Source organism: Roseobacter sp. EG26 (genome assembly GCF_049830555.1).
In the GTDB taxonomy this organism is placed as follows: Bacteria; Pseudomonadota; Alphaproteobacteria; order Rhodobacterales; family Rhodobacteraceae; genus Roseobacter.
On record NZ_JBNBLH010000009.1, the window covers coordinates 1 to 19,904 of the forward strand.

At 57.1% G+C, this 19,904-nt stretch carries 17 protein-coding genes; 2 read left to right on the top strand and 15 right to left on the bottom strand.

Features of this window, described 5'->3' with window-relative positions:
* Window positions 1-136: 136 nt before the first annotated feature.
* From ACOTTU_RS18560 to ACOTTU_RS18625, 14 genes are all read right to left on the bottom strand, one after another.
* Complete coding sequence (locus tag ACOTTU_RS18560; RefSeq protein ID WP_425660105.1) at window positions 137-1,072, bottom strand: acetamidase/formamidase family protein; 936 nt, start codon at window positions 1,070-1,072, stop codon at window positions 137-139.
* Window positions 1,069-2,235 (bottom strand): M20 aminoacylase family protein, encoded by a 1,167-nt coding sequence (locus ACOTTU_RS18565; RefSeq protein ID WP_425660106.1) that lies wholly within the window; start codon window positions 2,233-2,235, stop codon window positions 1,069-1,071. The genes ACOTTU_RS18560 and ACOTTU_RS18565 overlap by 4 nt, the downstream gene beginning before the upstream one ends.
* 42 nt (window positions 2,236-2,277) lie before the next feature.
* Window positions 2,278-3,093 carry an ABC transporter permease gene (locus ACOTTU_RS18570; protein ID WP_425660107.1) on the bottom strand — a complete coding sequence of 272 codons (816 nt, stop codon included), beginning with the start codon at window positions 3,091-3,093 and terminating at the stop codon, window positions 2,278-2,280.
* Window positions 3,090-4,031, bottom strand: coding sequence for an ABC transporter permease (locus ACOTTU_RS18575; RefSeq protein WP_425660108.1), 942 nt, complete (start codon window positions 4,029-4,031; stop codon window positions 3,090-3,092). Before ACOTTU_RS18575 ends, ACOTTU_RS18570 begins: the two co-directional genes overlap by 4 nt.
* A gap of 55 nt (window positions 4,032-4,086) precedes the next feature.
* The gene (locus tag ACOTTU_RS18580) at window positions 4,087-5,625 is read right to left on the bottom strand and encodes an ABC transporter substrate-binding protein (RefSeq protein WP_425660109.1); all 1,539 of its coding nucleotides are present in this window, start codon (window positions 5,623-5,625) and stop codon (window positions 4,087-4,089) included.
* Between the two features lie 73 nt (window positions 5,626-5,698).
* The gene (locus tag ACOTTU_RS18585; protein ID WP_425660110.1) at window positions 5,699-7,348 is read right to left on the bottom strand and encodes an amidase; all 1,650 of its coding nucleotides are present in this window, start codon (window positions 7,346-7,348) and stop codon (window positions 5,699-5,701) included.
* Complete coding sequence (locus ACOTTU_RS18590) at window positions 7,345-8,055, bottom strand: FadR/GntR family transcriptional regulator (protein WP_298921881.1); 711 nt, start codon at window positions 8,053-8,055, stop codon at window positions 7,345-7,347. Before ACOTTU_RS18590 ends, ACOTTU_RS18585 begins: the two co-directional genes overlap by 4 nt.
* A gap of 32 nt (window positions 8,056-8,087) precedes the next feature.
* On the bottom strand, window positions 8,088-8,834 hold the full coding sequence (locus ACOTTU_RS18595; RefSeq protein WP_425660111.1) for a DUF1028 domain-containing protein: 747 nt from the start codon (window positions 8,832-8,834) through the stop codon (window positions 8,088-8,090).
* Complete coding sequence (locus ACOTTU_RS18600; protein ID WP_425660112.1) at window positions 8,831-10,612, bottom strand: gamma-glutamyltransferase family protein; 1,782 nt, start codon at window positions 10,610-10,612, stop codon at window positions 8,831-8,833. The genes ACOTTU_RS18595 and ACOTTU_RS18600 overlap by 4 nt, the downstream gene beginning before the upstream one ends.
* Before the next feature lie 16 nt (window positions 10,613-10,628).
* Complete coding sequence (locus tag ACOTTU_RS18605) at window positions 10,629-11,513, bottom strand: ABC transporter permease (protein WP_425660113.1); 885 nt, start codon at window positions 11,511-11,513, stop codon at window positions 10,629-10,631.
* Between the two features lies 1 nt (window position 11,514).
* Entirely contained in the window at window positions 11,515-12,459 is a 945-nt protein-coding gene (locus tag ACOTTU_RS18610; RefSeq protein ID WP_425660114.1) for an ABC transporter permease, read from the bottom strand.
* A gap of 61 nt (window positions 12,460-12,520) precedes the next feature.
* A complete protein-coding gene (locus ACOTTU_RS18615; protein WP_425660115.1) occupies window positions 12,521-14,041 on the bottom strand; it encodes an ABC transporter substrate-binding protein in 1,521 nt (506 codons plus the stop codon).
* 3 nt (window positions 14,042-14,044) lie between these two features.
* The gene (locus tag ACOTTU_RS18620; protein WP_425660116.1) at window positions 14,045-15,145 is read right to left on the bottom strand and encodes an ABC transporter ATP-binding protein; all 1,101 of its coding nucleotides are present in this window, start codon (window positions 15,143-15,145) and stop codon (window positions 14,045-14,047) included.
* Window positions 15,142-16,167, bottom strand: coding sequence for an ABC transporter ATP-binding protein (locus tag ACOTTU_RS18625; RefSeq protein WP_425660117.1), 1,026 nt, complete (start codon window positions 16,165-16,167; stop codon window positions 15,142-15,144). Before ACOTTU_RS18625 ends, ACOTTU_RS18620 begins: the two co-directional genes overlap by 4 nt.
* Before the next feature lie 446 nt (window positions 16,168-16,613).
* Here ACOTTU_RS18625 and ACOTTU_RS18630 point away from each other — a divergent pair, with 446 nt between their 5' ends.
* Entirely contained in the window at window positions 16,614-17,816 is a 1,203-nt protein-coding gene (locus tag ACOTTU_RS18630; RefSeq protein WP_425660118.1) for an EAL domain-containing protein, read from the top strand.
* Between the two features lie 258 nt (window positions 17,817-18,074).
* Here the strand turns inward: ACOTTU_RS18630 and ACOTTU_RS18635 are convergent, their stop codons facing one another.
* The gene (locus tag ACOTTU_RS18635; protein WP_425660119.1) at window positions 18,075-18,965 is read right to left on the bottom strand and encodes a LysR family transcriptional regulator; all 891 of its coding nucleotides are present in this window, start codon (window positions 18,963-18,965) and stop codon (window positions 18,075-18,077) included.
* 164 nt (window positions 18,966-19,129) lie between these two features.
* Between ACOTTU_RS18635 and ACOTTU_RS18640 the strand changes: the two genes are divergently transcribed.
* Complete coding sequence (locus tag ACOTTU_RS18640) at window positions 19,130-19,879, top strand: class I SAM-dependent methyltransferase (RefSeq protein WP_425660250.1); 750 nt, start codon at window positions 19,130-19,132, stop codon at window positions 19,877-19,879.
* Window positions 19,880-19,904 lie beyond the last annotated feature (25 nt).

Genomic DNA, 19,904 nt, shown 5'->3' on the forward strand with positions numbered 1-19,904 from the left:
AACACCCACGAAGCCACCCGCATCATCGAGGACTTCAAAACAACGCTCGGAAACGAAAACTACGAAACCCTCCTAAACCTCCTCGAAAAAATACTCAAAACAAAAACCTAAACTAAAAACGTGGCAGATTTGTCAGCTACACAGCCGGCTCCAACAGCTTTTTGGACATCATCATGTGCACCCCTTTTTCGCGATTTACTGTCTGCGTGATCCGCAAATCCCCGGCAAGCGAACACAACATGTAAGCTTCTTCTCGGCTTATACCTGCCCGTTCAGACACCAGCGAGATCATTCGGCGCAAGGCAATTTCAACGCACCTGTCCAGATCGGCATGCATCCCCATCGTAAGCAGATGCTCAACTGTCTCTGCCTGGGGATAGGTCAGGTCGAGATCACGGCGGACGGTCAGGCGAAAGCGTCCCTGCAACCCCGTTTCAATCGCAGTGACACAGACCTCACCATCGCCTTGCGCCCCGTGCCCGTCGCCGCAGGAAAAGAGCGCCCCTTCGTTGAAAACAGGCAAATACAAGGTCGTTCCGGCAACCAGTTCCTTGTTGTCGAGATTTCCTCCGTGGGCGCGCGGCTCAATCGTCGAGATGCGGCCCCAGCCCGGCGGAGGAGCAACAGCCATCACGCCAAAGAATGGGGCAAGCGGTAACCTCAAACCCCAGGGCATAACGGCTTCGTTACGGGCGGCATCCAATGGGATCGTGGTCGCATGTGTTTCCGGGAAATCCTGCGGCAATGTCCCCACAAGCGGGCGTATGACATTGTACCCCCAGTCCTGACGCAATTGCACATCAAGGATGTCAACCTGCAAGACGTCTCCCGGCATGGCACCGGCAACAGCAACCGGACCGGTCAGAAGATGCCCCGGCATCGCGGGCACGCCGGACGCATGAATTTCAAGCAGTTCGGGCGGCACATGGTATCCAGCACCCGGCAGGACCTGCGGTGCTCCTGAAACCGTGTTGATGGTAACTTCCTGCCCGCTCTCGATTGTCATCACCGGTGTGAGCGCCGCGTCGAAAAAGCCCCAATGGCAAGTCGCAGGACTGGCTTCGATGATCATGCCGGCATCCTTTCTTCGACAAGACTGACCCAGTAAGAGCATCCCGTCGGGATCACCTCATCGTTGAAATCATATGCCGGATGATGCAGTCCCGGCCCTTCGCCAATTCCAAGCTGGATGTAAGCGCCTGGACAGGCTTGCAACATATAGGCGAAATCCTCGCCACCGGTCGTGCGCGGCGCGTCCGTGATGCAGGTGCCCGCCACGGTTCGTGCGGCGGCCACACAATGCGCCGTTTCTGCCGCGTGATTGGCCATGACAGGATAGGGCTCTTCGTCAAAACCCAATTCGGTCTCAGCGCCGTAACTTGCGGCAGTAAGCTCTGCAACACTTCTGATCCTTTCGAGCGTCTGGGCGCGCACATCCATATCGAAACTGCGTACCGTTCCACGCAAAACGACATGTTCCGGGATCACGTTGAAAGCTTCGGATTCAGTGCGAAACGACGTTACCGAAACGACCAGTGGCTGCTGCGGATCGGTGTTGCGCGAGACGACGGACTGCAACGCCATGACGATAGCAGAGGCTGCCAAGGTCGTGTCGATAGTGTTATTGGGGCGCGCGGCATGCCCGCCTTTGCCGCGAACGTTTATATGAAAGCTGTCAACGGCTGCGTAAAAAGCACCGGGCCGGATGGCGAATTCGCCAAACGGCAGCAGGGGCGAATTATGCAAACCGTAAATTTCGGAGATGCCGAATTTCTCAATCAGACCATCCCTGATCATCGCTTCGGCCCCTGCCCCGCCTTCTTCCGCAGGCTGGAACACCACCGCCACGGTACCATCAAAATTGCGCGTCTCTGCCAGGTATTGCGCGGCCCCAAGCAGCATCGCCGTATGCCCATCATGTCCACACGCGTGCATCTTGCCGGGGATCGTTGAAGCGTGATCGGCACCTGTGGCCTCAAGGATTGGCAGCGCGTCCATATCGGCCCTCAAGCCGATCACCTTGCCCGATGCCGTTCGCTTGCCATGGATCAGCCCGACGACACCCGTTTGGCCAAGGCCGGTAACAACCTCATCACACCCAAACGCGCGCAATTTTTCCGCCACGATCCCGGAGGTGCGCGGCAGATCGTATTGCAGCTCCGGGTTTTGATGCAGATCACGGCGCCAGGCGGTAATATCGGCGTGCAGCTCGGCAAAACGGTTTCGAATGGGCATGACGGGGGCTCCTGTAGACTTGGTGCAGTTAAAACGGTGATTTCATGCGATGCGCGGATCAAGCACATCCCGCAGGACATCGCCAAAGATGTTCAGGGCTAAGACCGTTATGGCGACAGCCGCGCCGGGCACAAGCGCTGTCCAGGGCGCGATATCCAGGTAGTCGCGGCTGGCCTGTATCATGAGGCCCCAGCTGGCATCGGGCGGTTGCGTTCCCAGCCCGAGAAACGACAGCCCCGCTTCGGCGAGGATGGCAAAAGCAAGGCTGATCGTCGCCTGCACAATGATCGGCGGCATGATGTTTGGCAGTATATGGCGCAGGATCATCTTGGTATGGGAGGTGCCCAGTGACCGCGCGGCTTCGACGTAAGGCATTTGCGCCACGCGCAGCGCCTCCCCCCGGATGATCCGCGCCAGATAGGGCGTGAATGCTATCCCGATGGCGATGATCGTGTTGGTCAGGTTCGGCCCCAACACAGCGGAGATGGTCAGCGCCAAAAGCAGCGCAGGAAAGGCCAGCAGAGTATCGACAAGACGCATCAGCACGTTGTCAATCCAGCCGCCAAAATATCCCGAAATGACACCAAGCGGCAGGCCGATCACGAGGCTCATGAGCACTGCCGTCCCGGCGATCATTATGGAGGTTTGCGCGCCCAGCAGCATCCGGTACATCAGATCGCGACCCAATTGGTCGGTGCCGAGGGGGTGCGCAAATGTCGGCCCTGAAAGCCGGGCGCGCATATCCATCTGCGTCGCCCAGGTCTCGGGGACCAACAAAGGCGCAAAAAGCGCTGTGGCAATCACCAGCAGCAGGATGCTGCCGCCAAATACACCCTTGCCGGTCAGAAATCGTATCATGATAGTTTGATCCTCGGATCAACCAGCACGTAGAGCAGATCGACGATCAGATTGGTCAGCATCACCACCGCGGCAATCACGAAGACAGTGCTCTGGATCAGCGGAATGTCACGATTCAGCAGGGCCTGATAGGTCAGCCATCCCATTCCGGTGAAGTTGAACAGGCTTTCGATCACGATAATCGACCCAAAAAGGTAGCCCACCTGCAACCCGGCAACGGTCATCACCGGCCCGATGGCATTGGCCAGTGCGCAGCGCCAGATGACGGTGCGTTCGCGCAGCCCTTTGGCGCGGGCCATACGAATAAAATCCTGACCCAGCACAGACATCATGGTCGAACGGGTCATCCGGGTCAGATGCGCCATCAAGCCCAGACCAAGCGCCAGAGAGGGCAGGAAGGCATGACGCACGGCCCCGAGGAAATCATCCGCGGGATGCACGAAACCCGAAGACGGCAACCATCCCAGATAGCGCGCAAAGAGCAGTATCAACATGATGCCAAAGAAGAAATCCGGCAAGCTGACGCCAAAGAGTGCCGTGGTAGAAGCGGTATTGTCCTGCCATTTGTCACGATGAACAGCCGCCCACACACCCAAGGGGACCGCACAGGTCAGCGCGATCGTCATCGACATGACCACAATCAGGGACGACGCCACGACCTTATCCGCGATCAGCGGACCAATGGCCTCCTTGAACACCAGTGAATTGCCCCAGTCCCCGGTCAGTAATCCGCCAATCCAACGTCCGTATTGCAAGATCAGCGGATCGTTGAGCCCAAGACTTTCGCGCAGACCAGCCAAAGCTTCTGGGTTCGATTGCGTCCCCATGATCACCATCGCCACGTCACCGGGCAAGATGTTGGTGACCATGAAAGTGATCAACGAGATCAGCAGAAGTGTCAGCGCCACTGACAGCAATCTGTTGACAAGGTAGGTCATGGGCCCCTCCGAAAAGTTGGCTCCGGGGAGCGGCAAGCCCCCCGGAGCCTGGGTATCAGGACTTCAGCCAGACCTTGTGGAAATTCATCTCTGAACCATTCGGCTGCACCACTGTATCCAAACCCATGACGTTTGGCTGCGCGCCAATGGTACCATTGCGGAACCACAAGATCACATCGAGCGTATTTTCGTTGATGTATTTCTGCACGTCTTTGTAGATCGCCATGCGCGCGCCATTGTCCACGGTCACGCGCGCCTTTTCGAGCATTTCGTCCAGTGCCGGCTCCGAGATCTTGCGATAATTGAACCCGCCCGTGGAATGGTAAAGCGAATAGTAGAGGAAATCCGGCTCCCAAAGGGTGAAGAAGTTCATCATCGTCACCTGGAAATCCTTGTCCACCCAGACCTGACTGAGCCAATCGGACCATGTGAGCTGCTCAATTGTCATGTCGACACCCCCGGCACGGAACCACTCCAGCATAATCTGCGCGCTATCCACGTGGTAGGGATAGTTGGTGGTGACCTTGAAGACGATTTTCAGGTCGCCCGGGCCATAACCGGCCTCTTGCAACAAGGCCTTCGCCTTCTCGAAATCCTGCGGACGTTGACTGATCGCGTCATTGTAGGACGCAGATGTCGGGAAGCTCGGCGACGCGGATGTCGAACCTTGACCCCATAGTGCGCCCAGCATCAGGGTTTCCTTGTCGATCATCAGATCGAAGGCTTCGCGCACGCGCGCGTCCTTGAAGGGCTCAAAAGTATGATTGAAGTTCACGAAATCCCAATTGAGCGGGAACCAAGCGACAGTCTGGAAATCATCATTGCCTTGGAATTCGCTCATCCGGTCAAGCGGGATGTCATTGATCATGTGCAATTCGCCGGTACGCAAACCGGTCAGGCGCACTGTGGGCTCTGTGATTTCGCGCGAGATGACCTTGTCGAGATAGGCTGGCCCCCCGAAATAGTCGTCAAAGCGCTCCAGCTCCACCTCGTTACCAAATTCGCGCCGGACGAATTTGAAAGGGCCTGCGCCAATCGGTGTCTCGCCCTGTATGTCACCGGTGCCAGCGGGCATCACCACCCCGGCACCGTTTTCAGCAAGGCGCGACAGGAAGGGTGCATTAACCGATCCTAATGTCACTACGACGGTCAGGTCATCCGGTGTCTCGATGCTTTTCACGGCATTGAAAACCTCGAAATTCACCGCCCCGGTCTCGGGGTTCATAACCCGCTCGAAAGAATACTTCACATCAGCCGAGGTCATCTTTGACCCGTTGTGAAACACCACATCGTCACGAAGCGTGAAAGTATATGTCAGCCCGTCGTCAGATTGCGCAAAACTCGCGGCGAGATTGGGGATGATGTTGAAATCCGCATCCGCTGACACAATGCTCTCATGGACATTCTGCAACAGACGCCCAGTGGAGGCCGTCCCGGTCTGGTGCATATCGAGGTTCTGGGTTGTCTCCGAATGCCCCCAGATCAGCGTGCCACCGCGCACCGGTTCCTCCGCCGCAACCGCAAGGGGGGCACCAGTCATAACAACCGCCCCCATGATCGCTGTTGTGGATTTCAAAAATTCTCTGCGTTTCATCTTGTTGTCTCCATGTCAGGCGCAGGGTCTGCGCGGTTTGCAAGTAAAACGGCCTGCTTTCTGCAGGTCTTCTTTATTCGGGAAAATTCGGGCGCTCCGCAGCCACGCCAAGAGCCGCCTCCAGCGCCATGCCAAGGTTTAAAACTGGCCCCTCGTCGAACAGCTGCCCCCATAGGGATATCCCCTGCGGCACGCGGAAGGAACGTACGCCTTCCGCTTCACCAGTGGTCAGCTTGCCCGCGCCCAAAGATGCAGCCGAACGGGTGGCGATCTGCTCAAATCCTGCGCGCAAATGAAGACAGGGGTGCCCGGTGAAATTGCTCGCTACCAACATCGGTCCGGTCATAAATGGGCCGATCAGTGCATCGACCTCGCCCATCATTTCACCCACAGCCTGCATGACTCGGTACCGCAAGCGATCAAGGTTCACATGATCAACCGCAGACAGGAAACGCGCCTTGCGCATGGTGTTGGGCCAGGCACCGTCATCCTGCCATTTGAGCGTGTCATCGGCGTCCGTGAGTGTCAGCTCTTCGAAAGCGGCTGCCGCTTCGGCATAGACCACATTCATCAAAGCACCATAGGGTAGATCTTCCAGGCTCACCTCTTTGACCTCGATGCCCAGTGTCTTAGCTGCTTCCAGCGCAGCCCGGTCGATATCGGTTGCGCCTTCTTCGAAGGCTTCGGGCAGGTATCCTAGTTTCATGCCGTCAATGCCGCGCGCGGCATCAAAGACGAAAGGCGCATCTATCGATCCGCGATCCGTGGCGTCGTGGCCATTTAACGCCGCCAAAACCACGGCGGTGTCCTCTACCGACCGGCAAATCGGCCCGACCTTGTCCAGTGACCAACAGAGCGCCATGGCACCTGTCCGACTGACCCGCCCGAACGTCGGCCGCAGCCCGGTTGTGCCACAACGTTGTGACGGCGAGGTAATCGAACCGAGCGTTTCAGTGCCAATGGAAAATCCACACAGGCCCGCTGCCGTTGCAGAGGCAGACCCCGCGCTCGATCCGCTCGATCCTTCGTTCAGGTTCCAGGGGTTGCGGGTCCAGCCATCGTACCACAGGTCGTTATAGGCCAAAGCGCCAAGCGTGGTTTTGCCCAGCAGCACCGCGCCTGCCGCCCGCATCATCCGGGTGACCATAGCATCCGCGTCTGGCACACGGTCGCGGAATGGTTCCGCCCCCCAGCCTGTTGTTATGCCTTTTGTATCGAAGAGATCTTTGAGGCCATAGGGGATGCCGTGCAAGGGGCCAAGAGACACACCCGCCCGTGTGAGACTGTCCATCGCATCGGCCTCCGCAAGGGCAAGCTCGGCGGTAACGGTGGCAAAACACTCCAGCTTCGGGTTGAGCGCCGATATCCGCGCAAGGTAAATCTCTGTCAACCGGCGCGAGGTGATCTGTCCGCTTGCAACCCAATGAGAAAGACTGGTCAACGGCGCAAAGGCAATGTGCTCTTCCTCCTGGGGTAAACCGTCGGAGACGATCGACAGTCGAAGGTCACTGGCCCCATGCGGCATCGCGAACCCGGGCAAGCGTGGATCGAAACGACTTGCCATCGGTGTCGCATTGTCCAGCGCCACCTCTCGTCGGGCTTGCGCAGACAACAACTGTCCCTCCAGGTTGTCCAGCATCTGCGCACGTTCTTCTGTCGTGTAACTGACGCCCAGCAGTTTTTCAGCCGCTGCAATGTCAGAGGGCGATATCTCGTTTGTCATGTCTCTGTCTCCGCTGCGAAGAAGGTGTTTCCTTCGGTCTTGACGGCTCTGTCTATCTCTCCGGCAAGGGCCTTGAAACGCGTCTCCAGATGATCCCGCATGGCCTGCCGCGCCGCATCTGCGTGTCCCAGACCAATGGCGTCAATGATGGCCAGATGTTCAGAATGGGTGACTTCCAGCGACGCCCCGTCCCGAGCCCGAGCCCGGATCGTCACCCAATCAGGATTGGAACGTATTTTGTCGAGCAACGCATAGGCCGTCAGCAGCGGGCGGTTACGGGCACATTGTGCGATCAGGCGGTGCAATGCGCCATCCCATAGTTCGGTCGCCTGTGCATCTGTCGCTTCGAACTGACGCTGTGCCAGATGCCGCAGCCGCGCCACTTCATCCGACAACATCCGCACCGCGCACAATGCGGCCAGTTCCGGCTCAATGCACAAACGCGCCTCCATCACTTCCAGTGCATTCGTCTCACCGGTAATTTTTGCTGCCAGATCGCCCATGGGGTCCGCGGGCTGGCCAATGAAGGTGCCTTTCCCCTGACGACGCCACACCAAGCCTTCTGCTTCCAAGGCATCAAGGGCCTGACGCACATGTCTGCGACCGACGTCGAATCTTTCCGACAGTGCCCGTTCGGTTGGCAACTGACCATCGGCCCGCCATTCACCCGACTTGATCAGCGCCAAGAGCTGGCTCCGTACTTGCATCGATGTCTTGTTCAGCACCGTTTCGCCCTCACTTACCCAAATTCCACCGCATGTGATCTGCTGCCTCTGCCTTCCGCTTTGCGACGCGCCTCAGCCATCGCAATTTCTTCGTCAATCTGATGGCGCGTCGGCGTGCCGGAAAATTGCGCCCTGTCCGGCATCGCATTGGCGAAATGAACGAAGCGTTCTTGCGCGACATCCCAGAGTCGAGAAAGCTCGTTCAAAGGGTCGGCGTGGTCGTCCACGCGCAAGTCAAGCCAGGCATGGGACTGGCCACGGTGTATGACGAGCCCCGCCGCCTGACGACCACGCTTGTCTCCGCCTGCTGCTTCTCCGGCTTGCATTGCACCGATTAAACGTGCGGCAAAAGGCAAATCTGCGCCCGCCAGATAAGCGGCCGACGTGGCTTCAATCACGTCCGGACCCGCCAACATGTTCCCCGCAACCGAATGCTTTACTCCCAAAAGGTGGCCGGCCCAGTCTATGCATTCCGAACCTGTATGAGCCGCAAATTCCCCGTATTTATCCATCATGTGAGCTTGCCGAATGGCCTGTCCCCTGTCTCGACGCACAAAGTCGGTCAGAACTCCGGTTGAGGCCTCACCAACCGACAGGCGCAAGCGTCCTTCTGTACCCCAAAGCGGGTTGCAAAACGCTTGGGTGGCCACGGCGGTTTCGGCATCCAAATAGGGAACAACGGCACCGCAGGCGAAAAACTTGCTCGCCACGATCACTCCGATGCTGCCATCGACATCCTTTGCAATCAGCGACCAGGTCATCGACCCACCGCATAAGCCTGCATCAGACGCGGTGTTGCCGCCGCGCGCAGAAGGCCATCCTTTTCACGCATTGCCGCAGTCATACGGCCCACCGTCCAGGGTTCAGCGACGGTCACGCTATGCCCGCGCGCCCTGAGTTCCGCGATCACCTTTTCACCAACATTCGGTTCAATCATCATCTCACCCGTGCGCACCTCTCGGGGAAAGAAGGAGCCTTGAAAATGCATCGAGTGGAATAGCGGGGCATCCATGCATTCCTGCAAGCCCAGGCCGAAATGCACCAACCGCAAAAACCAGATAAGTTGCCATTGGTCCTGCTGATCGCCACCGGGCGTTCCAAAGACCAACCGCGCGCCATCCTTTTCCGCAAGACTGGGCGTGAGGGTCGTACGCGGTCGTCGGCCGGGGGCCAGCGAGGTTGGCAGACCCTCTTCCAGCCAGAACATCTGCGCCCGTGAATTGAGTGCAAATCCCAAACCCGGAATTACCGGACTGCTTTGCAGCCATCCCCCGGAGGGCGTCGCGGCGACCATGTTCCCCCACCGGTCGATCACATCCAAATGCACGGTATCGCCGCGTTTTTCGGTCAAGTGGGACATCGTGGGTTCCTGCGCAGCCACGGCGCCTACGTTGAAATCCCGCTGACTGCGTTCGATATAGGCATCCGCGAGATGCTCAAATCCCGGAACGCGCCCGGGGCGTTGCTCCAGCGACGCCCTACTGGTGATCAATTTGCGCCGTGAAGCATTGTATTCATCGCTGAGCAACACATCCATCGGGATGTCACTTTGCGCGGGATCGCCATAGTAGGCCTCGCGATCTGCATATGCGAGTTTCATTGCTTCGATAACCGTATGGGTGAAATCCGCGCCCGTCGGATTCATCTTGGAGAGATCAAAACCTTTGAGGATCGCCAGCGCCTGCAGCATGACCGGTCCCTGGCTCCAGGCATGTGCCTTGTGCAACCTCCAGCCATGGTAGTCGTAGCTGAGCGTTTCTTCGTAGCTTGCCCGCCAATCGGCCATGTCATCCGGTGCCAGAACGGCAGAATGCGGCGCGTGGGAGACATCCATCACATGCGCGTCCTTGAGATAATCAAAGATCGCCTCAGCCACGAAACCTTCGCGCCATTGACGCCGCGCCTCGTCGATTTGAGCTTCGCGCGTCGCGCCTTCGGAAGCGGCCAGCCGGTCATAGGTATCGGCCAGATCGGGGTTGGCGAACAACGCATGGGGCTCCGGCGCTGCGCCGCCGGGCGTCCAGACTTCCGCAGAACTGGGCCATTCCCTCGCAAAGAAATCCGCAAGCCCCGCGATGGTATGCGCGACGCGTGGCAACACCGGATGCCCATTGCGCGCATAGTCAATTGCAGGCTGCATCACGTCACGCAGGGACATGGTCCCGTGATCACGCAACATCAACATCCAGCCATCAAAGGCACCGGGCACCACCGTTGCCAAAAGACCGGAGCCCGGCACCAGGGTCAGCCCCTGCTGCCTGTAGCTCTCGACCGTTGCCGCCGCCGGGGCCACCCCCTGCGCGCACAGCACTTCTGTCTGACCGGTTTTTGCGGAATGGAAAATCGCAGGCATGTCGCCAGCAGGCCCGTTCAGATGCGGCTCGACCACCTGCAAGGTCAACGCGCAGGCAACGGCCGCATCAAACGCGTTACCCCCCTTTTCAAGGATCGACATCCCGACGGCGGATGCGATCCAATGGGTCGATGTCGCCACGCCAAACGTCCCTCTGATCTCGGGTCTTGTGGTAAAATCGGACATATCTACTCCAGACTGATCAGTGTTCTCGGGGATCGAGCGCATCGCGCAAACCATCCCCAAGGAGGTTGAACCCCAGGACCACAAGAAAAATGGATACCCCCGGCCACATGGCCATCCAGGGGGCTTGATTCAGGAAGTTTTTCGCCGTGTTCAGCATCGATCCCCAACTGGGTGCCGGGGGTTGCTGGCCCAGACCCAGAAACGATAGCGAGGCCTCCGCTATGATCGCGGTTGCGATGGTCAACGTGGCCTGCACCAAGATTGGTGGCAGCACGTTGGGCAGAATATAGCGGCTGAGAATGCGGTAGGTGGGCAGACCAATGGCGCGGGCGCTGTCCACATAATCTTCGGATTTGATGTTGATCACCTGACCGCGTGTCAGCCGAATGAAAATAGGGGTTGCCGAAATACCGATGGCAATCATGGCATTGGTGAGAGAAGGACCGAGAAAGGCGGCAAGAGCAATGGCGAGGATCAGAAAAGGGGCGGCCAGCAAGGCTTCGGTACAGCGCGATATTACAGCATCCGTCCAGCCACCGAAATAACCCGCCACAAGCCCTAAAGGCACACCCATCATCACCGCAATACCGACCGAAACCACACCTGCCAGCAATGATGCCTGCGCCCCCCAGATCATCCGTGCCAAGACATCACGCCCGATCTCATCCGTGCCCATCCAGTGATCCCAGCTGGGCGCCTTGCGCACCGCCCCCCAATCGGTTGCGGCGGGGTCTGGAATGGGAAGAATGGGTGCCGCAAGTGCAATCAGCACGAAAAACGCGACCAGCACACCGCCCAGCAACGCGCTGCCATGCCCGCGGAACTTCTTCCAGACGCGGTTCTCAGGCGGCGCTGTCAACACCGGGTCGGGGGCAATGTCGGGCACGGCTGTGTCCTTCATTTCACTGCCCCCTCAAACGCGGGTTCAGGACAAAATACATCATGTCTGCCAGCAGATTCATAAAGATGAAGCCCACGGCTGTAACGAGAACGATGCCCTGCACCACCGCGTAGTCACGATTGAAAACCGCGTCGACGACGAGTTTGCCAAACCCTGGTATGGTGAAAATCTGCTCAGTCAGGACGGCGCCTGCAATCAGCTCACCAAAGAGCAATGCGGTCAGGGTAACGATCGGGGTCAAAGCATTGCGGAAACTGTGTTTCAGGATCACCACGCGTTCCGACAAGCCTTTGGCGCGCGCCGTGCGCACATAGTCGGCGCTCAATACCCCCAGCATCGCAGAGCGTGTGTGTCGCATCAATGTCGCGGCAAGTGCCGTGCCCAGGACGAACGCCGGCATCACCATCGTACGCAGCGATTGCCAGAAATCTTCGGACAGCGGGACATAACCAGATGCAGGCAGGAGTTGCCATTTCACCGACACCAGCAAAATCAGCATGATCCCCAACCAGAAATTCGGGATCGACAGGCCTGACAGTGCCACCACATTGGCGACGTAATCTGTCACCGTCCCCTTTTTGACGGCCGACAGAATGCCGGCAGGGATACCGATGACCAGCGCGAAGATCATCGACATAACGGCGAGCTGAATCGTAACGGGCAGCTTCTCTGCCATCAGCTCGGTCACCGGTTGATTGGTGCGCAGGGACGTGCCCAGATCCCCCTGAAGCGCATTACCGATCCACGCCAGATATTGCACCGGGATAGGGTCGTTAAGACGGTACTTCTCACGCAAGAACTCCAGCACTTCCGGATCACGTTCTTCGCCCGCAAGTACCAGCAAGGGGTCGCCGGGCAGCAGTTTCTGCAAGGCAAATACGAAGATCGAGATCAGAATGATGGTCGGCAGTGCGATCAGCACGCGCCGCATCAGGAAATGCAGCATGAAAGGCCCCTCAGGCAAAGGTGAAACCGCGCCACCAACCGGGGCGGCGCGGTCCGTGGGATCACTCTTCCCAGGTCACATTTTCCAAGCGGATCATACCGTCGGGATAGGGCGTGTAGCCCTTCATCTTGCTGTTATAGGCCCAGATCCAGTTCTGGTGGTAGAGGAACAGGCGTGGCAGCTCGTCGAGCATAATGACTTTCGCCTCGTCATAGAGCGCCTTGCGCTCCTCCGTGGACGGTGCCACACGCGCAGCGTTCATCAGTTCATCCATCTTCGGGTCGGAGAATTTACTGTCGTTGATGCCGCCTCCGGTGGTGACGAACTGGTGGTTGTTACCATCCGGATCGACACGTCCCGACCAACCGATCTGACTGGCGGTGTAGTCACCTGCGGATTGATCAGCGAGCAAGGTCGCGAACTCCTTGGAGGTCAGAGAGATATTGATCCCGGCTTCAGCGGCCATCGCCTGTACCACCTGCATCACTTGCAGCGGCACGGTTGTGTTGGGCACCTGAACTTCCAGATCAATGCCGCCTTCGAACCCAGCTTCGGCCAACAGTCCCTTTGCCTTTTCGACATCACGGGACTGCAACGGCAGGTCCTGGTTGTACCAGGGCGATGTGGGTGGGAAAGCCTGGTTGCCCGGCGCAAACGCCCCTTCGAACACAACCTGATTCAAGGCCTCCCGGTCGATGGCGTAGCTGAGGGCCTGACGCAGACGCTTGTCATTACCCCAAGGGTTGTCGCCTTTTTCACCGTTGTCGATATTGAAGGTTATGCCCTGATATCCCAAGGATACCGCACTATCCACGACGATATTCTGGTCCGCCTCGGCTTGTGCCAGATCGGTCGCGGCCAGCCGTTCCAGCATGTCGATATCACCAGACTGCAGGTTTGCCAGCCGCACGGTTGTGTCCGGGATCGGCAAGAAAGTGACACTGTCAAAATGGATTGTACCGGCATTCCAATAGTCATCGAATTTCTTCAGGACGATCTTGTCTTGCGCCACCCGTTCCTCGAAAGCAAAAGGACCGGAACACACCGGATTTAGTCCAAAGTCCGCACCGGCGGCAGCCGCCGCTGTAGGTGATACCATCATCCCTGCCCGGTCAGCCAATTGCGCAATCAGCGTGGCATCCGGCCCCGCGAGCGTCAGGACGATCTCGTGTTCCCCAGTCACTTCGGTTGCGGTGATGGATTTCAACTCTGACTTGCGGCGCGATTCATCCAATGTCTGTGACCGCTCGATGTTGGCGGCAACAGCTTCTGCATTGAACGGTGTACCATCATGGAAAACCACCCCATCGCGCAGTTGCATGGTGACCTGCGTGCCATCAGATGACGTCTCCCATGAGGTCGCCAGTTGCGGAATGATCTCTAGGTCGGGTGTGATATCCACCAGCTTATCGCAGAGCGACGCGTAGACGATGCGCCCGACAAAAGTGCGCGACTGGTCAGGATCGAGCACATCGGCATCTGATTGCAGAGCAATCCGCAAGTCCTTGGCAAAGCCTGGCGCCGCACTGAGCGCGGTCGCGCCCATTACGGCCGTAATGATCGCAGTCTTGACGTGTTTCATCGGTCAGTTCCTCTCTGGTGGTTCTTGATTTTGGTGAATGACTGTGCCGCCGGTGGTGGCTGCCTTGTAAAGCGCGAAACGGGCTTCGACCGCATCCGTCTTGGGGCGCGACGTTGTGGGTTTACGAGCCGCCGCGATGTCCTGCCAGAAGTGGCACGAAACCTGATGCAATTGACCTTCCAATTTTGGACTTTCTTGCTTGCACTGCGCCCGGGCATACGGGCAACGGGTATGAAAACGGCATCCTGACGGCGGGTCTGATGGGCTGGGCATCTCTCCCAGAACGGCAAGCGCCTGGTGCTGTGACGGCACATCCATGGAAGGGATCGCAGATAAAAGAGCCTGAGTATAAGGATGCAATGGCGTGGCAAATACTTCTTCGGCAGTGCCCATTTCGACAATCCGGCCAAGATACATCACCGCCACGCGATCGCTCATGTGCCGGATCACGCCCAAATCATGTGCGATGATCACCAGCGTCAGACCAAGGTCGCGGCTGAGGTCGCCCAGCAGATTGATCACTTGTGCCTGCACCGAGACGTCGAGCGCCGAGACCGGCTCGTCTCCGATAATCAGTTTCGGACCGGCTGCCAACGCGCGCGCGATGCCGATGCGCTGACGCTGGCCTCCGCTGAACTCGTGCGGATACCGTCCCGCATGCTCCGGGCGCAGACCGACTTTGCGCAACAGCTCGGCCACTTTTTCGCGGCGTTCTTCTGCGCTGAGTTCAGGTGCGTGCACTTCCAGCGGCTCACCCACCAATTTGCCCACACTCATCCGCGGATTGAGCGATGAAAACGGGTCTTGAAAGATGAATTGCATCTGCCCGCGCAGAGCTTTGAGTGCGCCGCCGCTTGCATGCGATACATCCACTCCGTCAAAGGAAACACGACCAGCCGTGGGCTCCAGCAAGCGCATCAAAAGGCGCGCCAGGGTGGATTTGCCGCAACCTGATTCCCCAACAATGGCGAATGTCTCCCCGCGCCGGATTTGCAGCGACACACCATCCACGGCCTGAACCGGCGACTTGTGCGATAACCATCCGCTACCAGCCCCAAAATGCTTGACCACCTCATCGGCCTCAAGGATCACCGGCGCGGTCATGTGCTCACCTTTACATGCGTTTCCAGCGGCGCAAAATGGCAGGCCACCTCGTGTTCTGAAGCGACATCCCTAAGCTTGGGGCGTTGCGCACACGCCGCCGTTGCAAAAGCGCATCGCGTTCGGAAACGGCATCCCTCAGGCATGTTCGAAATCGTGGGCACCGTGCCGGGCACAATCGCCAATCGCTCGCCGGGTCTGTCTAACCTTGGCATCGCGCTCATGAGGCCAATGGTGTAGGGATGTTGCGGGTTGTTGAATATCTCCGCCACTGGCCCCTGCTCTACGACCTGGCCGCCATACATGACCGCCACGGTATCCGCGACTTCAGCAACCACACCCAAATCATGTGTAATCATCAACGTACCCATTCCGGTCTCGTCACGCAGATCACGGATCAGATCGAGAATTTGCGCCTGAATGGTCACGTCAAGAGCAGTCGTTGGCTCATCAGCGATCAGGATCTGTGGATCATTGGCCAACGCCATTGCAATCATGACGCGTTGCCTCATACCACCGGACAATTGGTGCGGATAGGCACGCAACCGCTGTTTTGGATTAGCAATGCCGACACGTTGCAGCATAACCTCTGCGCGCCCCAAAGCTTCGGTTCGACTGTTCCCACGATGACGCTGCACAGCCTCGGCAATCTGATCACCAATGCGAAAGCTTGGGTTTAACGAGGTCATCGGTTCCTGAAAGATCATCGCAATCTCTCGGCCTCGCACTTCGGTCGGCAAGCAATCCGTCGCCAAATCCCAGTCTTGTGCCAAAAAGGACAGTTTTCCAGAAGAAACCTGCGTGGCTTTGCCAGGTAGAAGCCCCATGATCGCCATCGAAGTCACGCTTTTTCCGCAACCCGATTCTCCGACCACGCACAGGACTTCGCCTTGCCGAACACGCAGGCTTACGGAATGGACAACATCGTTTGTTTGACCCTTGAAGCGCAATGTAAGATCTTTCAGGGTTAACAACGCATCAGCCGATGCCAAATCTTGTGATTTCGCCGTCCCCGAAACCGGCATTTAATCACTCCCCACAAGCGCATTGATTCGTCCAAGTTGAACCAATCATAAATTGGTTCTTCGATTTTAGCGAGAAATTTACGCAATTGCTTGGCAACATCAAAAATCGACAATATTCCAACGTGCCGATCTGCGGCCCCGCCCCAAGCACCTAAACACCCCGGGATGAAACATGGTGTACCAAGTAGCTCCCGGTAACCTGACGTTTCAGAGGCCGACGTGGTTCTGGCCCTCAATGACAATCCCGGTGTAGCGAGAATTGCTGGCAAATGCATATTCGAGCGCAGAGGTCTCGGTGATCGAGATCCCCATGTGAGTCACATAGCCTGGAAAAAGTTTTCTCAATTTGGAACCAAGTTGTTGGTTGATCGAAGTTGATTGGAAACAATTTCACACGAAGATGTATCACGAATGACGGCGAGAGCCATCGCACTGAAAGCGCACTAATGACGTCGGTCTTGGAAATACAACTGTTCCCGGGGGACATTCTCTATCGCGAGGGCGATGGTAATGATTGCGCCTATGTTATCGAGTCTGGCGAGGTCATTCTTTACCGTGGGAGTTCAGGAGAGCGGACGGATGTTGAAAGGCGTGGCGCGGGCTCGATCGTTGGTGAGCTTTCAATTCTGACCGGGCAACCACGCGCCGTCACGGTCGAAGCACTGACGCAGTGCACGGTTTATCAAATATCGGCCGATCGTATTCAAAGCCGCTTTGAAAAAATTGACCCGATTCTGCGCGCTTGCATAGATACTTCCATTAACTTCACCGCCACATTTGCCAAACAGACCACCAACTCGTCAGAAAGTGTCGCCACGGCGGAGAGCACGTTGCGCAATTCCGCCGAGCTTATTGAACAGTTCCGGCTGGAGACAGATATCGCAAAGGGGCTAGAGAACCGAGAATTCGTCATGGTTTTCCAGCCAATTGTGCGCCTCGCGGACGGCAACATTATGGGCTTTGAAGCACTCATGCGCTGGCAGCACCCAAAATTGGGTAACGTTCCCCCGGAGCGTTTCATTGAAGTTGCAGAGGCGACGGGTTCCATCAAGCTTCTCACGGAATTTGCCATCATGGAAACCTGCGCCGCGATGCAGCGTTTTAAAGCACTTGAGGGCGTTTCAGAACAACTTTACGCATCGGTAAACGTTTCAGGGCAAGACATAGGCAGAAAGGGCTTTGTCGAGTTTCTGGCGTTCGTCTTAGAGGCGAACGATATACAACCAAAGTACATTAAACTCGAAGTGACGGAAACGGCATTGATCCCAGATTTGGAAGCCGCAGACCGGAATTTCAAACACCTTCAAGCGTTGGGTTGCGGTATTTCGATTGATGATTTCGGTACTGGGTATTCCAATTTAGCCTATTTGAAATCCTTACCGATCACATCATTGAAAATTGATCGCGCGTTTACAGAAGATGCGCGTACAAATTCCGTGTCACGGAGCATCGTTAGACTACTGGTCCTGCTTGGAAAGGACTTGGGCGTAGATATCATCGCCGAGGGCATGGAGACCAAACGCGGTGTCGAAATCATACATGATCTCGGATGCAGCTATGCCCAGGGGTTCTATTTTTACAAACCGATGCGCGAAGCTGAATTCGCGCTGTCGCTGGCAGGAGCACAACCAGACCGGGGCGTCGCCTGATCAGATTTTAGTCGATATTATTTGCATTTCTAGACGTGCAGTATCGTGATCAAAGCTGTCGCTGTGTCTTCAAGTTGGATAGTTCGTTTTGACACAAAGCGGCATTTGGCAGGCAGATCAGCTGCCAAGCAAGTTTCACTGGTAAACTCTCAATCCAATATGACGATACGATCAGCAAATTCATGAATGCGTTTGGACTACGAATAAGCACATGTCGCGTAGGGAATTGCGATGGAGCTGCCGCACCATTCTGGTTCCCTACTTTGCGCCGAGATATTCAGCCAGCAGATCGAACACCAATCGAATTCTGAGGTTTGTCTTCAGCTCCCGGTGCGCGACAAGCCAGGATTCTATCTTTAGAGGTTCGAAGTCCGGATAGGGATTCATAAGTTCGGGATAAGCCGCACCGACATCGATCGGCAAAATTCCGATCCCCAACCCTTTGCGTATGAGTTCTAGCGACATAGTCACACTTGCGGTGGAATAGTTGAAATTTGCAACGGTCAGATTGAGGCCCCGCGATGCCATCATCCCGAGCAGGCGCTCTGGATACTCACACCCAACGAATTGCAGCTTGGCAATATCCGAGGAATGTGACGGGCGACCAACCGCATCGAGATATTCTGACGACGCAAAAAGATGCGCGGTTGTGTCCCTCAGGCGTTTGGCGAAAAGGTTTTCATCCTGCGGGCGCGCATGCCGGATCGCAATATCCGCTTCGCGCCGCCGCAGGTCACTCATCTCATTGGACGCGATAATTTCGATCTGAAGGTCTGGCGCGGTTTCTTGAAGTTTCCTGAGAATCTCCGGCAGGTAGAACGTTGCCATTCCATTCGTGCAGGCTATAGCCACATGTCCCGTCACCGCTTCGGATTGCCCTGTTGCCGCGATGGAAATCCGGTTTGCAGCCTCACCCATGCTTTGGAAATGCTCAAGCAATTGCGTCCCGGCCTGGGTCAGCAAGAGCGCTCGCGCAGTCCTTTCGAATAATGTCACACCGAGGGTGTTTTCGAGACTGGCGACCTGTCGGCTGAGCGTAGGCTGAGTGAGCCCAAGCGCCCTCGCGGCAGCGGACAGCGACCCTTCCTCGGCGGTGGCGAGAAACGCCCGCGCCTGGTTCCAGTCAAAAGCTGATCTTTGCCACTCCATGATTTTCGCATATCAGAACTACATAAATATGCAATTTTATAATACCATCGGGCAAAGTAGATGGGTGTGAGATAGACGCATCAATCAAGGAACTAGCCCATATGCATATCCGCAGGCAATCGGATGACGCGGTGATTGATCCATCAAATCAGCAGACAATTCCCATGACCAATTATCGGTTTGGCTCATGGCAGGTTACCATCAATCGGCAACCGAGAGCCAAAGAGGACCTGGCCAGACAATACGATGCAGCCTCCCGCAATTGGCAGCAAAAGATACGGCGGTACGGGCTTGCGGCAGCATACCGAAGATCGCTGATGGCATCCGACGCAGTGACCGCACTTGGAAAAGTTGGATCGCAGGCGCGGGTGTTGGATTGCGGCGTCGGAAGCGGAGCGCTTTCGACTGCACTTAGCAGCATTCTCTCCCAATCCCTCAACTTCTGCGGCATCGATCTCTCAGCTGAGATGCTGGCCCGGGCTGATATTGAGATGCGGCAGGCGGGTTTGGCACCAGACCTGAGACAGGCAGATATTCTGTCGATACCTTATAGCGATGCCACCTTTGATGTCGTGATGGCCGCTCACGTGCTCGAGCACTTGCCGAATCCTCAACTCGCTTTGAACGAGATGATCCGCGTACTCAAGCCGGGCGGCATGCTCTTCGTGTGTCTGGTGCGGCGATCCGGCTTCGGCGCACTCATCCAGATGCGATGGCGAACATGGGCGATCACAGAACGGCAAGGCGTCGCTTGGCTACGCGCATGCGATCTGGAAAACATCGGTTGCCAGCCCATCCGCTTGGGGTCCTGCGCGGGCCAAGCCAGCACCGCATTCTGGGCGCGTCGACCGAGCGGACTGGGACAGCCTCCTGAAACCGCGTCGGCAACAGAGAAGCACGAGGGCGACGCTTGAAAATTCTGAGAAAATCCGAGTGGGC

Bases quoted from the DNA above. Each gene is read 5' to 3' on its own strand.
- ACOTTU_RS18560 (WP_425660105.1), bottom strand. From the start codon at position 1,072: ATGATCATCGAAGCCAGTCCTGCGACTTGCCATTGGGGCTTTTTCGAC.
- ACOTTU_RS18565 (WP_425660106.1), bottom strand. From the start codon at position 2,235: ATGCCCATTCGAAACCGTTTTGCCGAGCTGCACGCCGATATTACCGCC.
- ACOTTU_RS18570 (WP_425660107.1), bottom strand. From the start codon at position 3,093: ATGATACGATTTCTGACCGGCAAGGGTGTATTTGGCGGCAGCATCCTG.
- ACOTTU_RS18575 (WP_425660108.1), bottom strand. From the start codon at position 4,031: ATGACCTACCTTGTCAACAGATTGCTGTCAGTGGCGCTGACACTTCTG.
- ACOTTU_RS18580 (WP_425660109.1), bottom strand. From the start codon at position 5,625: ATGAAACGCAGAGAATTTTTGAAATCCACAACAGCGATCATGGGGGCG.
- ACOTTU_RS18585 (WP_425660110.1), bottom strand. From the start codon at position 7,348: ATGACAAACGAGATATCGCCCTCTGACATTGCAGCGGCTGAAAAACTG.
- ACOTTU_RS18590 (WP_298921881.1), bottom strand. From the start codon at position 8,055: ATGCAAGTACGGAGCCAGCTCTTGGCGCTGATCAAGTCGGGTGAATGG.
- ACOTTU_RS18595 (WP_425660111.1), bottom strand. From the start codon at position 8,834: ATGACCTGGTCGCTGATTGCAAAGGATGTCGATGGCAGCATCGGAGTG.
- ACOTTU_RS18600 (WP_425660112.1), bottom strand. From the start codon at position 10,612: ATGTCCGATTTTACCACAAGACCCGAGATCAGAGGGACGTTTGGCGTG.
- ACOTTU_RS18605 (WP_425660113.1), bottom strand. From the start codon at position 11,513: ATGAAGGACACAGCCGTGCCCGACATTGCCCCCGACCCGGTGTTGACA.
- ACOTTU_RS18610 (WP_425660114.1), bottom strand. From the start codon at position 12,459: ATGCTGCATTTCCTGATGCGGCGCGTGCTGATCGCACTGCCGACCATC.
- ACOTTU_RS18615 (WP_425660115.1), bottom strand. From the start codon at position 14,041: ATGAAACACGTCAAGACTGCGATCATTACGGCCGTAATGGGCGCGACC.
- ACOTTU_RS18620 (WP_425660116.1), bottom strand. From the start codon at position 15,145: ATGACCGCGCCGGTGATCCTTGAGGCCGATGAGGTGGTCAAGCATTTT.
- ACOTTU_RS18625 (WP_425660117.1), bottom strand. From the start codon at position 16,167: ATGCCGGTTTCGGGGACGGCGAAATCACAAGATTTGGCATCGGCTGAT.
- ACOTTU_RS18630 (WP_425660118.1), top strand. From the start codon at position 16,614: ATGACGTCGGTCTTGGAAATACAACTGTTCCCGGGGGACATTCTCTAT.
- ACOTTU_RS18635 (WP_425660119.1), bottom strand. From the start codon at position 18,965: ATGGAGTGGCAAAGATCAGCTTTTGACTGGAACCAGGCGCGGGCGTTT.
- ACOTTU_RS18640 (WP_425660250.1), top strand. From the start codon at position 19,130: ATGACCAATTATCGGTTTGGCTCATGGCAGGTTACCATCAATCGGCAA.